The organism is Novosphingobium sp. KCTC 2891 (assembly GCF_025938155.1).
GTDB lineage: Bacteria > Pseudomonadota > Alphaproteobacteria > Sphingomonadales > Sphingomonadaceae > Novosphingobium.
In genome coordinates, this window is the sequence record NZ_JAPCZG010000002.1 from 231,543 (window position 1) to 249,833 (window position 18,291).

An 18,291-nucleotide genomic window follows, 5' to 3' on the forward strand; every position below is an offset into this window, starting at 1 on the left:
GTGGTTTACACCAGTTCTTTCAGCGGCACGGCGGCGTCGGCCAGCTTCTCGGGCGCGATCTGGGCGCGGGCTTCGACCAGCTTCTTGCCCTGCACATAGTCCTTGACCATGTTCACGCAGTCGAGCGCGATCACCTTGCCACCCTTGAGATAGACGACCGAGAACGAGCGCGTGGCGGGATCGCCGCGCAGCACTGTCTCGTCGTGCCCGGTGGAGAGGCCCACCGTCTGCAGCTTGAGGTCGTACTGGTTCGACCAGAACCACGGCGTCGCCTTGTAAGGCACCAGTTCGCCGCAGATCGCCTTGGCGGCGGTCGTGCCCTGATCGTTGGCGTTCTGCACCGATTCGAGCCGGATCACCGCGCCGTCGGCAAAGCCGTTGGAATGCGCGGCGCAGTCACCGATGGCATAGACGTCGGGCAGCGAGGTGCGGCAGAACTCGTCCACGTCCACGCCGTTGCCGCCGGCCGCGCCCGCGCTGAGCAGCGGCCCGACCGAGGGAACGATGCCGATGCCGACGATGACGAGGTCGGCGGGCAGCACCGAGCCATCGGCCATGCGCACGCCGGTGACCTTCGCGCCGTCGCCTTCGAGGCAGTCCATCGCGGTGCCGGTGCGCAGGTCCACGCCGTGGGCGCGGTGCTCGGCCTGGTAGAATTCGGACAGCGCCTCGCCCGCGACACGTGCCAGCACGCGCGGCAGGGCTTCGAGCAGCGTGACGTGGACGCCGAGCTTGGTCAGCACAGCCGCCGCTTCCAGCCCGATATAGCCGCCGCCGATCACCACGGCGGTCTTGGCGCCGGCATCAAGCTCGCGCATCAGCTGGTCGACATCGGCGCGCGTGCGCACCGCGTGAACGCCCGCAAGGTCGGCGCCCACGCACGACAGCCGGCGCGGATCGCCGCCCGCCGCCCAGATCAGCGAGCCGTATTCCACCTTGCCGCCATCGGACAGGCTGAGCGTCTTCGTGGCGGGATCGACCGCGGTCACTTCGCGGCCGAGCGACATCTCGACCTGCTTGTCCTCCCAGAACTGCGCCGGGCGGATCATGATGCGGTCGAAGGTCTTGTCGCGCGCGAGGTATTCCTTGGACAGCGGAGGACGCTCATAGGGCAGCTCCGGCTCGCGCCCGATCACCAGAATCGACCCGGTGAAGCCGTTCTGGCGCAGCGCGATAGCCGCCTGCGCACCGCCGTGGCCGGCACCGACAATGACAACGTCCGCCTTTTCCATTCGTATTCCTCCACTTGTCCGGGCGGATTTGGGGAAAAGCGCGGACGCGTCAACCGGGCGTTGTCAAAAGAGGCATCGAAGCCATCAAAAATCCCGCCTCAGCGCGCCAGCAACGTGCGCGCCTGGCTGGCGATCTGCGCGAGCATGGCCGGGGCGACCACAGGATTGGCCTGCGCCCGCGCGATCAGGGCACGGAACTGACGCACCGGAGGCGCATGGACCTCGATCCACTTCGCCACCGCCGCGTCGGGATCGCCGTCGCCGCTGCGGGCGAGGAAATCGAGCCGCATCTGCTGGAAATCGCGCGCCAGGCCCGACACCAGCAGGCGTTCCCACGGGTCGGAGGGATTCGCCCGGCTGGCCGCCTGCTGCGCCCAGTCCAGCCCCAGCCGTGCGCCAAGATCGGCAAAGGCCCCGGTCAGCGCGACGGCATCGACTTTCAGGTCGCCCGCCAGATGCGCCAGCCCGATCGCGCCATCCATGTCGTAAATGTGCGTCACCCGGGCGATCACCTCCGCCGGGATGCCCTGCTCGGTCAGTTCCTGCGCCATGCGCCGCGCCTGCGCCTGCGCTTCGCCGCGCAGCAACTGCGCCGCGGTGTGCGACAGCAGGCCGACCCCGCCGGACAGATCGCCGATCAGCTCGCCCAGCGCCATCGTGCCGTGGCCGGCGCGCAGGACGTCCGCCACGTGGCCGCGAAGCGCGCGCGCCACGCGGTCGAACATGGCCAGCCGCAGGTCCTCACGCATCGGCGTCTCGTCGAGCAGGTGCCAGGTTTCCGCCAGCCCCAGCAGGCGCTCCGCCGCAACGAAAGCCGCCGCGACCTGCGCCAGCGTGCAGCCTTCCTCCTCGACCAGTTCGAAGGGATGCACCGGCCCCATGCGGTTGACGATGCGGTTGGCCAGCTTGGTCGCGATGATCTCGCGCCGCAGGCGGTGGTGGACGATGTCCTGCGCATAAGCGTCGCGCATCTGCGGCGGGAAGGCCGCGAACAGCTCGCTTTCCATCACCGGATCGTCGACCACCGGGCTGTCCTCGAGCGCGCGCTGGAGGACCAGCTTGGTGCTCGACAGCAGCACCGCGAGTTCGGGGCGGGTCAGCCCCTGCCCCGTCCCGGCGCGCCGCGCCAGATCCTCAGCCGAGGCCAGCCCCTCGGTCTTGCGGTCAAGGTCGCCGCCTTCCTCCAGCACGTCGATCACGCGCGACAGCGCCGGCACCGCCGCCGCTCCGCCCCGCTCGGCGATGGACAGCGCCAACGCCTGGAGGCGGTTGTCCTCGAGCACCAGATGCGCGACCGCGTCGGTCATCTCGGAGAGCAGCGCAACGCGCCCGTCCTCGGTCAGGCGCCCGGCGCGCTTGGCCGAGGCGAGCGCGATCTTGATGTTGACCTCGTTGTCCGAACAATCGACGCCCGCGGAATTGTCGATGAAGTCGGTGTTCACGCGCCCGCCGTGGAGCGCGAATTCGATGCGCGCGGCCTGCGTCATGCCCAGGTTGGCGCCCTCGCCGATCACTTTCACGCGCACTTCACTGGCCGAAACGCGCAAGGCATCGTTGGCCGGATCGCCCACCGCCACGTTGTTCTCGGCCGAGGCCTTGAGATAAGTGCCGATGCCGCCGAACCACAGCAGGTCCGCAGGCGCGCGCAGGATCGCGGAGATCAGCGATTCGGGATCGATCTCCTCCGCCGCGATGTCCAGCATCGCGCGCACTTCGGGCGAAAGCGGGATCGCCTTCATCGTGCGCGGGAAGACCCCGCCGCCGCCGGAGATCAGCGCCTTGTCGTAATCGTCCCAGCTTGAACGCGGCAGCGCAAACATCCGCGCGCGTTCCTGCCAGCTGGCCGCCGGATCGGGTTCGGGATCGAGGAAGATGTGCCGGTGGTCGAACGCCGCGACCAGCTTCACCGCCTTCGACAGCAGCATCCCGTTGCCGAACACGTCGCCCGACATGTCGCCGCAGCCGACCACGCGCACGCTTTCGCTCTGCACGTCGATGCCCTGTTCGAGGAAATGGCGCCGCACCGACAGCCACGCGCCCTTGGCGGTGATGCCCATCGCCTTGTGGTCATAGCCCTTGGACCCGCCGCTGGCGAAAGCATCGTCCAGCCAGAAGTCGCGCTCGGCCGCGATCGCGTTGGCGACGTCGGAGAAGGTCGCGGTGCCCTTGTCGGCGGCCACGACGAAGTAGGGATCGTCACCGTCGCGGAGGGTTACGCCCGCCGGGTGCACAACCTTGCCATCGACGATGTTGTCGGTGATCGACAGCAGCGTACGGATGAACACCTGGTAGCTGGCCTTGCCCTCGGCCAGCCAGCCTTCGCGGTCCTTGGCGGGATCGGGCAGGTGCTTGGGATAGAACCCGCCCTTGGCGCCCGTGGGCACGATCACGGCGTTCTTCACGCGCTGCGCCTTCATCAGGCCGAGAATCTCGGTGCGGAAATCGTCGCGCCGGTCGGACCAGCGCAGGCCGCCGCGCGCGACCGGACCGGCGCGCAGGTGAATGCCCTCGACGCGCGGCGAATAGACGAAGATCTCACGCCACGGCACCGGACGCGGCAGCCCCGGCACCAGCGCCGATTCGATCTTGAACGCCAGTGCCTCATCTGCGGCGGGCGCGAAGGCGTTGGTGCGCAGCACCGCCTCGACCACGCTGCGGAAGGCACGCAGCAGGCGGTCGTCGTTGATGGCTGCCACGCCGGCCAAGCCGCCGCGGATTTCCTCGCTGGCCGCCGTCTCGGCCGCCGCGCGATCGCCGGAAAAGGCAGGGTCGTGGCGCAGCGCGAACAGCCGGACCAGACCGCGCGTGACGGGGGCCGCATTCTTCAGCGCATCGACCACGGTCTGGATGGCGAAAGTCATGCCTGTCTGTCGCAGATAGCGGAACCATGCGCGGAGCCAGTTCGCCTCGCGCGCGCTGAGCCCCACGGCCACTATCAGGCGGTTGAAGGCATCGTCTTCGGCCGCGCCGTTGAGCACGGCGGCGAGCGATCCCTCGATCTGCGCGGCACGGGCGAGCAGATCCTCGGCCGCGGTATCGGCGGGAGTCGCCACGAGGAAATCATGGATGAAGCCCAGCCGCCCCTTGTCGAGCGCGGTCGGCACTTCCTCCAGCACGCGAAAGCCGAAGTTTTCGAGCACGGGCACGGCGTCGGACAGCACGATCGCGCCTTCGCGCTGGTAGAGCTTGAGCCGCAGGCCTTCCTCGCCGGGCAGGCGGTGGAGCCGCACCGCGCGGCGCGGCGCACCGGCGGTACCCAGCCCGCGCAGCACGCGAATGTCGTCTGCCGCTTCCGCTGCGCCGTAGCCGGTGCGGTATCCCACCGGGAAGGCATCGGCATAACGCGCGGCGAGGGCCGCAGCGCGCGCGGGGTCCTCGCTTCGCGCCAGCTCTGCTTCAACCGCACCGGCCCAGCCGCGCACCATCGTCTGCAAGGCAGCGTCGAGCGCGGCCTCTTCGGGCACGGCGGCCCCATCGCGGATATCGAGCACGAAGCGCATCATCGCCAGCGTGCTGCCCTCCACCTGCAGGCTCCAGTCGAGCACCTGCGCGCCCGTGGCGTTTTCCAGCAGGGTCTTCACCTGCAAGCGCACTTCGGTCGATTGCACGTCGCGCGGGAGCCACACGAACGCGAACAGATGCCGGGCGAGCGGCGCGCGGACCAGCGCGAGGCGCGGGCGCGGCCGGTCGACCAGGCTCATCATGGTCGTGGCGATGCGTTCCAGATCGGCATCGCCGAACCCGATCAGCAGGTCGTGCGGCAGCGCGGTGAGCGCATGGACCAGCGCTTTGCCGGCATGGCCCGAAGGATCAAACCCGAACCTGCCCATCAGGTCGGCGAGCTGGGTCCGCATCCGGGGAATGCGGTCCGGCGTCGCGGCCAGCGCCGCGCTGGTCCACACGCCGGCATGAACCGACAGCGCGGCCACGCGGCCGTCCTTGAACACGGGCACGATGAACAGGTCGAGCGGCACGCGGCGGTGAACGCGCGCGATGCGGTTGGCCTTGACGATCAGCGGCGCACGCGCGGCTTCGGCGCCGCGCTCGCCCGCCCGGTCGAACCACGCGAAGGCCCGGTCATAGCTGGCATCGGCAAGAAGCGGCTGGTCGCTGGCGCGGCAGATGCCCAGTGCTTCTTCCTGCGTGCCGTCGCGGTGGCGAGTGACGTGGCCCAGCTGGGTGAGCATTCCGTCGCCCAGCCAGCGCAGCAGCGCCGCGCCTTCCTGATCGGTCAGGCTGCGCGCGTCCTCGTGCATCGCGGCCTGCATCCGGGGCCAATCGGCCACGGCCGCATGGACATCGGCCAGCGTGGCGGCCAGCGCGCCCGTCAGTTCACGCCGCTGCTTCGCATCGGCGCGCTCGGTCTCCAGATAGATCAACGATTCGCGGCGTTCGCCCACGGCATCGCCATCGGGCAGCGCCACGAGGTGCCCTTCGGCATCGCGTCGCACCGCCACCACGGGATGGGCCAGCCGGTCGATCGCCAGCCCCTGCGCGGAAATCGTGGCGGTGATCGAATCGACGAGGAAGGGCATGTCCTCGTTCACCACCGCGATGCGCAGGTAGCGCGGGGCGGCATCGGTGCCGCCCACGCTTTCGATCGCCATCGACGGTTCGACGCCGCGCCGGCGACCGGCGGCGATCAGGGTGAAGCGCGCGGCCTCGACCAGCCGCTCCGCGTCGAAGTCTGCGACTTCGGCTGGCAGCAGCGAGGCGGCAAAGCGCTTGGCCAGCGCGGTTTCGAGCGCTGGAGTGGAGGCGGCGACAGGATTGGGGCTGGCGGAGGTGGTGGCCATGGCGTTCTTTCCCGCTGATCCGGCGCCAAACGCATTTCGCGCCGTTATAATTTTATGTCATTGCAGTGCAGCAATAGTGCGCAACTTACTTCGTTCGTTACGGCACCGCAAGACAGGTCAGACTATGCGGCACACCTTGCCAACCGATGCGAGGACGCTGCGCAGGAATGCGCAGGGCACCGCTCACGCCGCGAGCGCCCCGACGGCCTCCATCGTCAGCGCCAGCGAGCGGCGGCGCAGCGCGGGATCGAAGGTCGATCCCGACACGATCAGTTCGTCTGCCCCGGTGCGCGCCTGGAACGCCTCCAGCCGATCGCGCACGGTAGCCACGCTGCCAATGGCGGAGACCTGCCGCATATGTTCCAGCATGGCATGGGCCTGCGGCGGCAGCGTATCGCGGTAGCCCGGCACCGGCGGCGGCAGCTGGCCCGGATTGCCGGTGCGCAGCCGCACGAAGCTCTGGTCCATCGACGAGGCGAGCAGCACGGCTTCCTCGTCGCTTTCGGCAGCGATCACGTTGATCGCTGCCATGACGTGCGGCTTGTCGAGCGCGGCCGAGGGCGTGAACCGCTCGCGGTACATCTTGAGCGCGGCATCGAGATGATCGGGCGCGAAATGCGAGGCGAAGGCATAGGGCAGGCCCAGCATCGCCGCGAGCTGCGCGCCGAACAGGCTGGAGCCGAGAATCCACAATTGCGGATTGGCGCCCAGTCCCGGCGTCGCCTGCAAGGGCAGGCGCTTGTCCCCCGCGAACTGCAATTGCAACTCGAACACGTCGTCGCCGAAATGCTCGGCGGCGCGGTTCACGTCCTTGCGCAGCGCCTGCACGATGCGCTGGTCGGCGCCCGGCGCGCGCCCCAGTCCCAGGTCGATCCGGCCGGGGAACAGCGCATCGAGCGTGCCGAACTGCTCGGCGATGATCAGCGGATTGTGGTTGGGCAGCATGATCCCGCCCGCGCCGATGCGGATGGTGCTGGTGGCATGGCCGATGTGCGCCAGCGTGACCGCGACCGCCGCGCTGGCGATCCCTTCCATGCCGTGATGCTCGGCCACCCAGTATCGATGATAGCCCAGCTCCTCCGCAGTGCGCGCCAGCGCGGCGGCGTCGGCAAGGGCCTGGGCGACGGTGCCGCCCTCGACCACGGGAACCAGATCGAGGACGGACAGCTTCATGACGGTTTCTTCTCCTGCGGCACTGGAGCCGATGTGGGTGCCGGACCCAGCTGTTCAAGGTAGCCGGCGGCGGTCTTGGCCTCCGCGCTGTTCGGCGCGGCCTTGATCACGGAATCCCACGATTTCATCGCGGCGGCATCGCGTCCGTCGAGCACGGCGATCACGCCCGCCTCCAGCCCGATGGCGGGATCGCGCGGATCGAGGTTCGCCGCGATCTCGATATCGCGCTGCGCCCGCGCCAGATCGCCGCTGCGCCGCGCCAGCGTGGCCGAAAGCAGCCAGCCGTCGGGATCGTCGGGCGCCAGCCGGTGCGCCTCGTCGAGCGCGCCGCCGGCCTCGGCCATGCGCCCAGCCGCCACCAGCGCCCGCGCGCGGTCGGTCTGGATCGCGCCGAGCGCGGCGTTGTCCTTGTAGTCCTTCACCGCCAGCGCCTTGTCGAACCAGTCGGCCGCACGGTCTGCCTTGCCGGCGGCGAGCGCGGCATTGCCCGCCATCGCCAGGAGCTGGACCGAGCCGACCGCCTGTTCGGGCGGAATGCCGGCGATGGCGTCGGCAAAGGCAGTTTCCGCACCGGCATAGTCGCCCTGCTGATTGAGCAGCAGGCCAAGGCACTGGTTGGCGCGGACCTTTTCGAACGCGGTCTTGCCCTCGTCACGCCACATCCGCGCCGAGGCGAGGCCGGCGGTGAGATCCTGCCGGCCGGTGGCGAGGCACGCCGTCAGCCGGTCGGGAAGCGGCTTGTCGGCGGCGGGGCGGGTGGTGCCGGGCATCTGCTGGGCGTCCTGTTCTGCGCCGGGGGCGGCCTCGATCACGGTGCGGCGGCGCGGGATCGGCAGCGGCGAGGACTGACGCTGCGAGGGATTGGGACCGACCTGCATGAGCGCGGCCGGCGCCTCCGCCAGATCGGCGGGAAACACGGGAGGGGGAAACAGGAGCATGCGTTCCTTGTCCTTCATGCGCCCTCTTCGGCAGCCGCATCGGGCAGCGCGGCAATCGTGCGCAGCAGCAGTGCGATGTCCTGTGGGCGCGACAGGCGGTGGTCGCCGTCCTTGATCAGATGGACCTGCACGTCGGCTGAACGCAGCGCGGCAGCGTGGCGCAGCGAGATCTCCCACGGCACGTCCGCGTCGGCCTGCCCGTGGACCAGCCGCACCGGCCCGTCGAAGGGGATGGTGCCGCCCAACTGCAAGTTCGCCTCGCCATCGCGCCAGAAGCCGGGATGGGTCGGCGTCGGCTCGGGACCATAAGGATTGTCTTGCAGCAGCACGCGCCCCGCCGCGAGATCGGCCTTCTGCGCATCATCGAGGCCCCAGTCGGTGAAATCGGGCGCGGCGGCGATGCCGACCAGCGCCTGCACCACATCCGGCAGCGCGCGCGCCACCAGCAGCATCAGCCAGCCGCCCATCGAGGAACCGCACAGCACCGCCCGCGCGATGCCGTGCGCGCCGATCAGCGCGGCGACTTCATCGCGCCAGCGGCTGAGCGTGCCCTCGCCGAAATCGCCTTCGCTCAGCCCGCAACCGGAATAGTCCAGAAGCAGGCACGCGCGCCCCGCTTTCGCCGCCCAGCCGAGCACGGCTTCGGCCTTGCCGCCCGCCATGTCCGACTTGTAGCCGGGCAGGAACACCAGCGCCGGTCCGGCGCCGGGCAGGAAACGGTGGGCAAGGCGGTGGCCGTTGGGGCCATCCAGCCATTGCACCGGGGCGATCTGATCGGCCTCTTCGCTCATCGCATCCCCGACTATCGGCTTCGCGCGCACAACGCTATCTTTACCCGCAGATGCGAGCCTTCCGCCCCATGCAGACCCCTGCCCCAACGGCGCTGGCGCGCCTCTTGCTGCGCCCCCAAGCGCTTCCGCTCGCTTTCGCGCTGCTGGTTGGCCTGCGCGCGCTCGCCATCCTGCTGGACGTGACGCCCACGTCTGACGCCGATTTCTATTACAGCCGCGCGGTCAGCCTCGCGCTCGGCCACGGTTATCTGGCGAACGACGGCCATGCCACGGCCTACTGGCCGCCGGGCTGGCCCATGGCGCTGTCCGTCGCGTTCCGGGCGCTGGGAGCCTCGACCATCGTGGTCGGCCTGCTCAACCTTGCGGGCGCCGCGCTGTCGGGCTGGCTGCTGCTCGATCTGGGGCGCAAGGTGACGGGATCGGAACCCGCCGCGCGCGCAGCGCTGCTGGCCTATGCCGTCTATCCCAACGCCGTGCTCTACGTGCCGCTGGCGCTGACCGAGGTGTTCTACACCGCGCTGCTGCTGGGGGGATGCTGGCTGATGGTCGCCCGGAGCGGCTGGGGCTGGACAGTGCTGGCCGGGGTGGTGTTCGGCCTGGCCACGCTGGTCAAGGCGCAGACGCTGGTGGTGGTGCCGCTGGTCCTTGCCATCGCGCTGCTGCGCCAGCCCGCGCCGCTGCGCCGCATCCCCGGCCTTGCCGCGCAGGGCTTTGCCGTGCTGGCCGTCGCCGCGCTCACCGTCGCGCCGTGGACGATCCGCAACCACCGCGAACTCGGCGCCTGGGTCGCGGTTTCGACCAATGGCGGGATCACCCTGCTGACGGGCAACAACGACAGCGCGCGCGGCACCTTCACGCCCGACGACCCGGCGGTGAAAGCGCTCGACGCGCGCCGCGACCTGGACGAGCTGGCCTATGACGCCGAAGCGCGCCGCCTGGGCACCGCGTGGATCCGCGAACATCCCGCGCGCTTTGCCGCGCTGATGCCGCGCAAGCTGCTGCGCCTGTGGGGGCCGGACGGCGAAGGCGTGTGGGCCTACGAAACCGGCGCCCGCCATTATCACGCCGGGGCGTTCCTGATGCTGCGCCTGGCCAACCAGGCGTTCTACGTTGCGGTTCTGGCACTGGCCGCGCTGGCAGTGCCGCTGACCCTTGCCGCGCGCCGCCGCGCCGGGCTGAACCCGATCGACTGGTGGCTGCTGCCCTATGGCATCGCGCTTTATCCCAGCGCGATCGCGATGGTCTTCTCGGGCCAGTCGCGCTTCCATTTTCCCGCCATGCCGTTCCTGTGCATGGCCGCCGCTGCCGGGCTGGTCGCGCTGCTCGGGCGTCGTCAGGCGACCCTGGCGCAGACTTCCTCGAACGCCTCGAAATAGCCCGGAACGTCACCCGCTTCGAGCGGGCGGCTGAAGTGATAGCCCTGCAGGTGGGTGCAGCCCGCCGCGCGCGCCGGGGCGAGCAGCGCGGCATCGCTGATTCCTTCGGCCACCACCTCGGCGCCGATGCGCAGTGCCATCGTCACCGCAGCCTCGAACACGGCGCGCGATGTTTCGTCGTGCGCCAGATCGACGATCAGTTCGCGGTCCAGCTTGAGCCGGTCGAACCGGAAGCCGCGCAGCAACGATAGCGAGGAATAGCCGGTGCCGAAATCGTCGAGCGCGATGCGGCACCCCGACTGGCGCAGGAATTCCAGCGCGAGCAACGCCCGGCGGTTGCGCTCGATCGAAATCGATTCGGTCACTTCGAGGCACAGCCGGCGCGGTTCGATGTCATGCCGGCGGCAGGCATCGAGCAGGCGCCCGACGAAGCCTTCCTGCTGCAACTGCAGCGGCGACAGGTTCAGGCTGAGCCGCAGCCCCGGCCACCGCGACAGGTCGGACAGGCTGCGCTCGATGATCCAGTTGCCCAGCTCGGTCATGTTGCCGCTGCGCTCGGCCGCCGGGATGAAGCGGGCCGGCGGCACCGCGCCGTGGACCGGGTGTTCCCAGCGCACCAGCGCCTCGACTTCGCGCGGGATGCCGGCCACCGGGTGGATCGGCTGGAACACCATGCGCAGTTCATCGCCGCGCAGTGCCTGCGCCAGATCGCGTTCGAGCGCGCGCTCGATCTCGTGATCGACCAGCAGCGATTCGCGGAACGCGGTCGCGCCGTTGCGGCCGTTGTGCTTCGAGGCATAGAGCGCCAGGTCCGCCCGCAGCAGCACATCGGGCGCGGTCGCCGGCACCCAGCCATGCGCGGGATCGCGGTGGGCGGTGACATAGCCGATGGAAAGCGTGACCCCCACGGTGCACTTGCCGCAGGTGAACGGTTCGGCGGCCACCGCTCCGACCACCCGGCCCGCGATCTCGGTCGGACTGTCGCCGCGCCGGCGCATGACAAGCACGGCGAACTCGTCGCCGCCCAGCCGCGCCACGAACGAATCCTCGCCCAGAACCGTGTGGATGCGCTTGCCGATCAGCGCGATCAGGCAATCGCCGACAGCGTGACCGTAATCGTCGTTGATGTATTTGAAGCGGTCGACGTCGACCAGCATCACCATGCAGTCGTCTTCGCGGTCCTCCGCCAGAACGGCGTCCAGCCGGTCCATGAAGGCGCGCCGGTTGGGCAGGTTGCTGGCCGGATCGGAGAAGGCGAGGCCGCTGACCGCGCGCGCATTGACGCGGAAGGTTTCCAGCGCGGTGGCGAGGTCGTTGATCTCGCGCAGCCGCGACGGGGCGATGCGCACGTCGAGGTCGCCGTCTGCCAGCCGCCGCAGCGCACCGTGGACCTGCCGCAGCGCGGGCAGGATGTTGCACAGCAGGTCAAAACAGATGCCCACCACCAGGATGGCCACCAGCGCGCCGGACAGCCCGACCATGATGTACCACCCGCCGATCAGGCGGTTGAGATTGGCATAGGCGCCGTCGCGCCGGGCGGAGATCGAGCGGTCGATGGCGGCGGCGGCCCCGGCCAGCCGGTCGTTCGAGCGCTCGATCAGCGCGCGGGTGCGAAGCGGCATGGACTGGCCCGTCGGCACCGCGAGCGCCGGCGCGGAAATCAGATCGAGATGGTCGAGAAGTTCCTGATCGCGCGCGGCGCGGCTGGGCGCGCCGCGCGCGCTGGCGATCACGTTGGCCGCATTGGCGATGCCGATCGCCGCATCGGTCAGTCGGTCGCGCGCGGCTTCGGCCTCGGCGCGGGACCGCGGCACGATCAGCGCCATGCTCGCCAGCCGGAACGCGGCAACCTTGTCGCTGAGGTGACGCGCGGTATCCGCCAGCGCCACCGCCTCGCGGTAGTTGGCGCTTTCGCTGCGCAATTCGAGCGCGCGCTGCTGCTACACCACCTGGAGGCCGACCATGCCGAGCAGGATGGCCAGCAAAGCCGCCGTCGTGCGGTGATGAAAGCTGCTCAGGACGGGACGCCACAAGGCCCAGCGCGGATCACGCTCGGATCGCGCGGGACTGGCCGGCAAGGGCTTCGCTTCCTGATGGTCGGAACTGCTCATGCCGGCGCTCTAGAGGGCACCGAGTTAAAGTTTGGTCGGCGCCGGTTTCCCGAAATCGTCATAAATCGGCGGATTCGCGTCGCTTGCGGGCAAATGCCAAGTAATGACTCTGCCACGCGGAGCGGCTATTACGGTGGCAATGATGCTGCCTTGCCTTGCCACGATCACTACAACCACCCCGGCGTGCCGGGGGCGTGCTCGTTCGCGCTAGGCCAGCGCACGATGCCGCCGCCCGGTCCGGGCAGGCGGCGTTCCCTCCCGGATCGAACACCCCCTAGCGGACGCCAACCCTTCCGGTGCGCGCGGCGATGTGCCAAAGCGCGCCAAACGACCAGAGAGTGACGATGTCCGAACTGCTGAAGATCACCCTGCCCGACGGTTCCGTCCGCGAAGTCGCGCCCGGCACCACCCCGGCGGACATCGCCGCCGCGATCGGACCGGGGCTTGCCAAGGCCGCCATCGCCGCCCGCGTCGATGGCGAACTGCGCGACATCACCCGCCCGCTGGAGCGCGACGCCCAGCTTGCGCTGGTGACCGCGAAGGACGAAGCCGACGCGCTGGAGCTGGCGCGGCACGATTTCGCGCACCTGCTGGCGGAAGCCGTGCAGGCGCTGTTCCCCGGCACGCAGATCACCTTCGGTCCTTCGACCGACGACGGGTTCTATTACGACTTCGCGCCTCCGAAAATCGATGGCAAGGATCGTCCCTTCACCGACGACGACCTGCCCGCGATCGAGGCGCAGATGCGCAAGCTGATCGGCGCCAACAAGCCGCTGCGCCGCGAAGTGTGGAGCCGCGAGCAGCTGATCTCGCGCTGGAAGCAGCAGGGCGAGACGTTCAAGGCCGAGTGGGCCGAGGAACTTCCCGGCGACGAGGACCTGACGGTCTACTGGTCGGGCGACGACTGGCTCGACATGTGCCGCGGCCCGCACCTTGCCAGCACCGGCAAGCTCGATCCGCAGGCGTTCAAGCTGACGCGCGTGTCCGGCGCATATTGGCGCGGCGACCAGAAGAACGCGATGCTTTCGCGCATCTATGGCACCGGCTGGCTCAACAAGAAGCAGCTCGACGCGCACCTGACGCGGCTGGAAGAAGCGGCCAAGCGCGACCACCGCAAGCTGGGCAACGAGATGGACCTGTTCCACCTCCAGTCCGAGGCGCACGGCAGCGTGTTCTGGCACCCCAAGGGCTACAAGGTGTGGCGCGAGCTGGAAGCCTACATGCGCCGCGCCATCGACGATGCCGGCTACCGCGAGGTGAAGACCCCGCAGGTGATGGACGCGCGCCAGTGGGAGCAGTCCGGCCACTGGGGCAAGTACCGCGAGAACATGTTCGTCATTCCGGACGAAGTGCCCAATGTCGACGACGAAGGCCCGATCATCTCGGGCGACGCCGACTGGATGGCGCTAAAGCCGATGAACTGCCCGGCGCACGTCCTGATCTTCCGCCAGGGGATCAAGTCGTACCGCGACCTGCCGCTGCGCCTCTATGAAAACGGCTGCTGCCACCGCAACGAGCCGCACGGCGCGCTGCATGGCCTGATGCGCGTGCGCCAGTTCACGCAGGACGACGCGCACATCTTCTGCCGCGAAGACCAGATCGTGGCCGAAGTGCAGGCGTTCTGCCAGCTCGCCGACCGGATCTACAAGGACTTCGGCTTCACCTACTCGATCAAGCTGGCGCTGCGCCCCGAAAAGCGTTTCGGCAGCGAAGAGATGTGGGACATGGCCGAGCGCGAACTGCGCGACGCCGTGGTCCGCGCCGGCCTCGCCACCGAGGAATACGGGTGGGAAGAACTGCCGGGCGAAGGCGCGTTCTATGCGCCCAAGCTGGAATGGCACCTGACCGACGCGATCGGCCGCACCTGGCAGGTGGGCACGATCCAGTCCGACCGCGTGCTGCCCGAACGGCTCGACGCGGCCTATATCGGAGAGGACGGCGAGAAGCACCGCCCGGTCATGCTGCACCGCGCGATCTTCGGCTCGTACGAACGCTTCATCGGCATCCTGATCGAACACTACGCCGGCAAGCTGCCGACCTGGCTCGCCCCGGTGCAGGCGGTGGTCGCCACGATCGTGTCCGATGCCGACGACTATGCGAAGGAAGCGACCGAGAAGCTGAAAGCCGCCGGGCTGCGCGTGGAAAGCGACCTGCGCAACGAGAAGATCAACTACAAGGTGCGCGAGCACTCGCTGCAGAAGGTGCCCTTCCTGCTCGTGGTCGGCAAGCGCGAGGCCGACGAAGGCACCGTGGCGATCCGCCAGCTGGGCGAACAGCAGCAGAAGGTGGTCAGCCTCGACGAAGCCATCGCGCTGCTCAAGGCCGAAGCGGCGGCGCCCGACCTGCGCTGATCGTGGCGGGAGGGGCCGGCGCAGGGCCGCCCCTCCCAACACATCCTTAAACCTTCATCAGGCATATCCCGGATCAACGATTAACCGAATCCGGACCCTGCCGATGTCGCTGCATTTCCGTCACCTTGCCGAGCAGGCCGTCGCCGACGGCATCATCACCGCCGAGGAAGTCCTCGCCCTGCGCCGCGTGGCCTGGCCCGACGGGCTGATCGTGCCGGACGAGGCCGAGGCGATCCTCGTCATCAACAGCCACGTCCGCGATCACACGCCCGAATGGACCGACTTCGTCGTCGAGGCGATCGGCGACTTCGTCGTCAACGGCTGCGCGCCGCGCGGCTATGTCGATGCAGATACCGCCGACTGGCTGATTGAAAAGATCGACCATGATGGCCGGCTGGACAGCATGACCGAACTCGAACTGGTCGTGCGCGTCCTCGAAAAGGCGCTGAACAGCCCCGAGCGGCTCAAGACCTATGCGCTGGTCCAGATCGAACGCGCGGTGGTGTTCGGCACCGGACCGACCCGCGACGGCGGCACGCTGGCGGCCGGCTGCATCAGCGAAAGCGAATGCCGCCTGCTGCGCCGCGTGATCTTCGCGGCCGGCGGCGACGGCCCGGCGCGCGTCAGCCGCGCGGAGGCGGAAATGCTGTTCCGCATCAAGGACGCGGCGCTCGGCGCCGACAACGCACCCGAATGGGAGCGGCTGTTCGTGCAGGGCGTGGCCAACTACCTGCAGGGCTGGCAGGGCTCGCAGGCTCTCTCGCGCGAGCGGGCGGGCCAGCTCGAAGCCTTCATGAACGACCGCGCCACCCATGTCGGCCGGTTCTTCGCCCGTATGGCGCAAGTGAACGGCACCGGCTTCCTCTCGTCCGTTCGCGAGGTGGGCTTCGGCCGCAAGGGAAGCGGGCGCAACGTCGTGTCCGAAGCGCGCGCCGACTTCGACGTGACCGCCCCCGAGCGCCTGTGGCTGGACGCCCGGATCGATGCCGACGGCCAGTTCGACCCGCTCGAGCGCGCGCTGCTGGACTTCCTTGCCGAAGGTTGACGATCAGCCGGCGGGCTGAAGCTCCGCCGGCTTGTACTTCGAGGCATCGGTGGTGAACTCGGCGTGGCCCAGGCTGCCGAGATAGCGCCGGACCTTGCCCACCAGCCGGCGGTCCGCCAGATGGCGCACAACCGGCACGCGGCGGGCGATGCCATAGGCCTGGATCTGACCAACGAGGCCGACACCGACCGCGGCGGCGCGGACCTTGTCGATCGGGCGGATCTTCACGCCGAACTGCGCCGCCGCCTTTTCGCTGCCATCGCAGAAGTTCTGCATGAAATAGACCTTGGCGAAGCTGCGCTCCAGTCGATCACGCACTTTGCCGGCCGGGGTGGAGGTATCGACCAGATCGGCTTCCATCGTCGCGCGCAGCAGGTTGCCGCAGGTCGCCTCGTCAAAGCCGGTGCGCAACGTGAGCGCGCGGGCGTTCCACGCATCGACGATGCCGCGCGGAGTATCGGCCACGAGATCCTCGGGCAGGCCCAGCAGGAAGCAGCGGTAGCGCGACAGTTCGATCTGCGCGCGTTCCTCGGGCGTGAAATCAGAGCGCCCTTCGCGCAGCACCTTGCTGGAAATGAGGAAGTCCGAGATCAGCCCGGCCGGCATCTGGTCCACCTGCGGGATCGGGATGCCATAGATCTTCTGGTCCCACCGCCCGCGCGACAGCACGTTGAAGCGCACCATCGAATGCATCAGCCGCACCATCGCCGCCGCCTTGAAGCCGGGGCCGAAGCGTTCGAGCGCGCCCGGCAGCATCGAGGTGCCGAAGAAGGTGGCGGTTTCCTTGATCCGCCGCGCGGCGGTCTTGTTGGAAAGCGTGCCGGTCAGCGCCATCGGCAGCGCGGCATACTTGTTCATGAAAGTGGCGATGAACGCCCCCCGGATCGCCCAGGGCGCGAAATTGGCAAAGGCGTTGCGCTGCAGCCGCGCGCCTTCCTCGACCAGCTTCATGTCCACCCATGCCGGCCGCGCTTCCATCGCATGGATGAAGGCCGCCAGTTCCGGCGGCGCGCCCTCCACGGCCTCCACGCCCTTGTCGCAAGCCTCGACCAGCATATCGACCAGCGGGCGGAAGCCCAGTTCGGGAATCAGCGCGGCATAGGCATCGGCCACCGTATCGCCCATCATGGTGTAGGCGGCCATCCGCTCCATCAGGGGGCGGTCTTCGAGCAGCTTCTTCGCCACAGCGGGATGGTTGCGCAGTTCGCTCTGCGCCACCTCGCCATCCAGCAGACGTTCGGGCACCAGCGCGAAATCGATGCCGCCGTACATCGCGGGGTTGTTCGTCTTCTGCGCGGCGACCTTCTGTCGCAGCTCTGCAATCGGGGTGGGCATGGGCTTGGCTCCGTCTGGTCGCGCCGTCCGGATCAAAATACTATCCCATGATATAAATTCAACAGGAGAGTTAGAGCGCGTCGATCTCCGCATCGAGCGCGGCGGTGATGGCGGCGAGCTGCGCCGCGCCGACATCGTCCCAGCCGAACACGCGCAGCGCCACCGAACGGCCCGACTGGAAGGCGGTGAGGCTGGCGATCATCAGCATCGCGCGGATTCGGGCCGGTTCATCGGCCTCTTCGCGCCCCTGCACGCGCGCGATCATCGCCGCGATCAGGTCAATGCCCGGCGCGAACAGCTTTTCCAGCATGACATCGAAAGCGGGACCGGGCGCGAGCAGTTCGCGGCTGACGAAGGCGCCCCACAGGCCGGCGGCATCGCTGCCCGTCATCGCGCGGGCGACGGCGGCCATGGTGCGCTTGAGTTCGGCGCGCAGATCTCCTGCGCCTGCGACCAGCGCTTCGGCCGCGCCCTGCGCCGCGTCCACCGTCATGGCGATGAAGCGGGCCGCGATCTCTTCGGCGCAGGCGCGATAAAGCCCTTCCTTGCCGCCGAAATAATACTGGAGCGAAGGCAGGGTCGCGCCGGCCTGCTGGGCGATGGTGCGGGTGGTGGCGGCGGTGAAGCCCACGCGGCCGAATTCGCGGATCGCCACTTCAAGAATGCGCTGTCGCGATTCCTCGCCCTTGCGATAGCCGCCCCGGCGGACGGGTCGCGCTTCGGTCAAGGTATCGGCGCCGTCCCCCATGCCGCTGCGCAGATCAGATCGTGAAGCTTTCCCCGCAGCCGCAGGTGCCCTTGGCGTTGGGGTTCTGGAACACGAAGCCGGCGGTGAAATCGTCTTCCTGCCAGTCCATCGTGCTGCCCACGAGGTAGAGCACAGAGGCGCTGTCGATGAAGAAGGTGCCGCCCGGCGTCTCGATCCGCTCGTCCAGCGGATCGGCCGCGGTGACGTAGTCCACCGAATAGGCAAGGCCCGAGCAGCCCCGGCGCGGGGTCGACAGCTTGACCCCGATGGCCCCTTCGGGTGCGGCTTCCATCAGCGCCGCGATGCGCCCTTCGGCGCCGGGCGTGAGGATCACGGCGGCGGGGCGCTGGCGGGTACGGGTGATCGTTTCGGTCATGGCAGGTTCCATATAGGAT

The 18,291-nt window shown here is 68.9% G+C and carries 13 protein-coding genes; 3 read left to right on the plus strand and 10 right to left on the minus strand.

Annotation, left to right across the window (positions count from 1 at the left end):
• Positions 1-5 precede the first annotated feature (5 nt).
• The 5 genes from OLX02_RS04785 to OLX02_RS04805 all read right to left on the minus strand — a co-directional run bounded on the left by OLX02_RS04785 (position 6) and on the right by OLX02_RS04805 (position 8,930).
• Positions 6-1,232 (minus strand): NAD(P)/FAD-dependent oxidoreductase, encoded by a 1,227-nt coding sequence (locus OLX02_RS04785; RefSeq protein WP_264420672.1) that lies wholly within the window; start codon positions 1,230-1,232, stop codon positions 6-8.
• A gap of 98 nt (positions 1,233-1,330) precedes the next feature.
• On the minus strand, positions 1,331-6,028 hold the full coding sequence (locus OLX02_RS04790) for an NAD-glutamate dehydrogenase (RefSeq protein ID WP_264420674.1): 4,698 nt from the start codon (positions 6,026-6,028) through the stop codon (positions 1,331-1,333).
• Positions 6,029-6,211: 183 nt separating this feature from the next.
• Positions 6,212-7,201: an LLM class flavin-dependent oxidoreductase gene (locus tag OLX02_RS04795; RefSeq protein ID WP_264420676.1), complete on the minus strand. Its 990-nt coding sequence runs from the start codon at positions 7,199-7,201 to the stop codon at positions 6,212-6,214.
• Positions 7,198-8,139: a tetratricopeptide repeat protein gene (locus OLX02_RS04800; protein ID WP_264420678.1), complete on the minus strand. Its 942-nt coding sequence runs from the start codon at positions 8,137-8,139 to the stop codon at positions 7,198-7,200. Before OLX02_RS04800 ends, OLX02_RS04795 begins: the two co-directional genes overlap by 4 nt.
• Before the next feature lie 14 nt (positions 8,140-8,153).
• Positions 8,154-8,930 (minus strand): alpha/beta fold hydrolase, encoded by a 777-nt coding sequence (locus OLX02_RS04805; RefSeq protein WP_264420680.1) that lies wholly within the window; start codon positions 8,928-8,930, stop codon positions 8,154-8,156.
• 104 nt (positions 8,931-9,034) lie between these two features.
• On the opposite strand from OLX02_RS04805, the gene OLX02_RS04810 reads away from it, so the two are divergent.
• Positions 9,035-10,306: a glycosyltransferase family 39 protein gene (locus OLX02_RS04810; protein WP_264420682.1), complete on the plus strand. Its 1,272-nt coding sequence runs from the start codon at positions 9,035-9,037 to the stop codon at positions 10,304-10,306.
• On the opposite strand, the gene OLX02_RS04815 is transcribed toward OLX02_RS04810, so the two are convergent.
• Positions 10,264-12,228: a putative bifunctional diguanylate cyclase/phosphodiesterase gene (locus OLX02_RS04815; protein WP_264420684.1), complete on the minus strand. Its 1,965-nt coding sequence runs from the start codon at positions 12,226-12,228 to the stop codon at positions 10,264-10,266. The genes OLX02_RS04810 and OLX02_RS04815 overlap by 43 nt on opposite strands.
• An 18-nt stretch (positions 12,229-12,246) precedes the next feature.
• Positions 12,247-12,417 carry a hypothetical protein gene (locus tag OLX02_RS04820; protein WP_264420686.1) on the minus strand — a complete coding sequence of 57 codons (171 nt, stop codon included), beginning with the start codon at positions 12,415-12,417 and terminating at the stop codon, positions 12,247-12,249.
• Positions 12,418-12,761: 344 nt separating this feature from the next.
• Between OLX02_RS04820 and thrS the strand changes: the two genes are divergently transcribed.
• Together thrS and OLX02_RS04830 are read left to right on the plus strand one after the other, a co-directional pair.
• Entirely contained in the window at positions 12,762-14,768 is a 2,007-nt protein-coding gene (gene thrS, locus OLX02_RS04825; protein ID WP_264420687.1) for a threonine--tRNA ligase, read from the plus strand.
• Between the two features lie 103 nt (positions 14,769-14,871).
• Entirely contained in the window at positions 14,872-15,813 is a 942-nt protein-coding gene (locus tag OLX02_RS04830; RefSeq protein WP_264420689.1) for a hypothetical protein, read from the plus strand.
• A 3-nt stretch (positions 15,814-15,816) separates the two neighbouring features.
• Here the strand turns inward: OLX02_RS04830 and OLX02_RS04835 are convergent, their stop codons facing one another.
• From OLX02_RS04835 to OLX02_RS04845, 3 genes are all read right to left on the minus strand, one after another.
• Positions 15,817-17,148, minus strand: coding sequence for an oxygenase MpaB family protein (locus tag OLX02_RS04835; protein ID WP_264420691.1), 1,332 nt, complete (start codon positions 17,146-17,148; stop codon positions 15,817-15,819).
• Between the two features lie 70 nt (positions 17,149-17,218).
• Complete coding sequence (locus OLX02_RS04840; RefSeq protein WP_264420693.1) at positions 17,219-17,875, minus strand: CerR family C-terminal domain-containing protein; 657 nt, start codon at positions 17,873-17,875, stop codon at positions 17,219-17,221.
• Positions 17,876-17,909: 34 nt separating this feature from the next.
• Positions 17,910-18,272: a HesB/IscA family protein gene (locus OLX02_RS04845; RefSeq protein WP_264420695.1), complete on the minus strand. Its 363-nt coding sequence runs from the start codon at positions 18,270-18,272 to the stop codon at positions 17,910-17,912.
• Positions 18,273-18,291: the final 19 nt, after the last annotated feature.

Excerpts from the sequence above, each read along its gene's own strand:
- OLX02_RS04820 (WP_264420686.1), bottom strand. The coding sequence starts at position 12,417 with ATGAGCAGTTCCGACCATCAGGAAGCGAAGCCCTTGCCGGCCAGTCCC.
- OLX02_RS04835 (WP_264420691.1), bottom strand. The coding sequence starts at position 17,148 with ATGCCCACCCCGATTGCAGAGCTGCGACAGAAGGTCGCCGCGCAGAAG.
- thrS (WP_264420687.1), top strand. The coding sequence starts at position 12,762 with ATGTCCGAACTGCTGAAGATCACCCTGCCCGACGGTTCCGTCCGCGAA.
- OLX02_RS04785 (WP_264420672.1), bottom strand. The coding sequence starts at position 1,232 with ATGGAAAAGGCGGACGTTGTCATTGTCGGTGCCGGCCACGGCGGTGCG.
- OLX02_RS04800 (WP_264420678.1), bottom strand. The coding sequence starts at position 8,139 with ATGCTCCTGTTTCCCCCTCCCGTGTTTCCCGCCGATCTGGCGGAGGCG.
- OLX02_RS04845 (WP_264420695.1), bottom strand. The coding sequence starts at position 18,272 with ATGACCGAAACGATCACCCGTACCCGCCAGCGCCCCGCCGCCGTGATC.
- OLX02_RS04795 (WP_264420676.1), bottom strand. The coding sequence starts at position 7,201 with ATGAAGCTGTCCGTCCTCGATCTGGTTCCCGTGGTCGAGGGCGGCACC.
- OLX02_RS04830 (WP_264420689.1), top strand. The coding sequence starts at position 14,872 with ATGTCGCTGCATTTCCGTCACCTTGCCGAGCAGGCCGTCGCCGACGGC.
- OLX02_RS04805 (WP_264420680.1), bottom strand. The coding sequence starts at position 8,930 with ATGAGCGAAGAGGCCGATCAGATCGCCCCGGTGCAATGGCTGGATGGC.
- OLX02_RS04790 (WP_264420674.1), bottom strand. The coding sequence starts at position 6,028 with ATGGCCACCACCTCCGCCAGCCCCAATCCTGTCGCCGCCTCCACTCCA.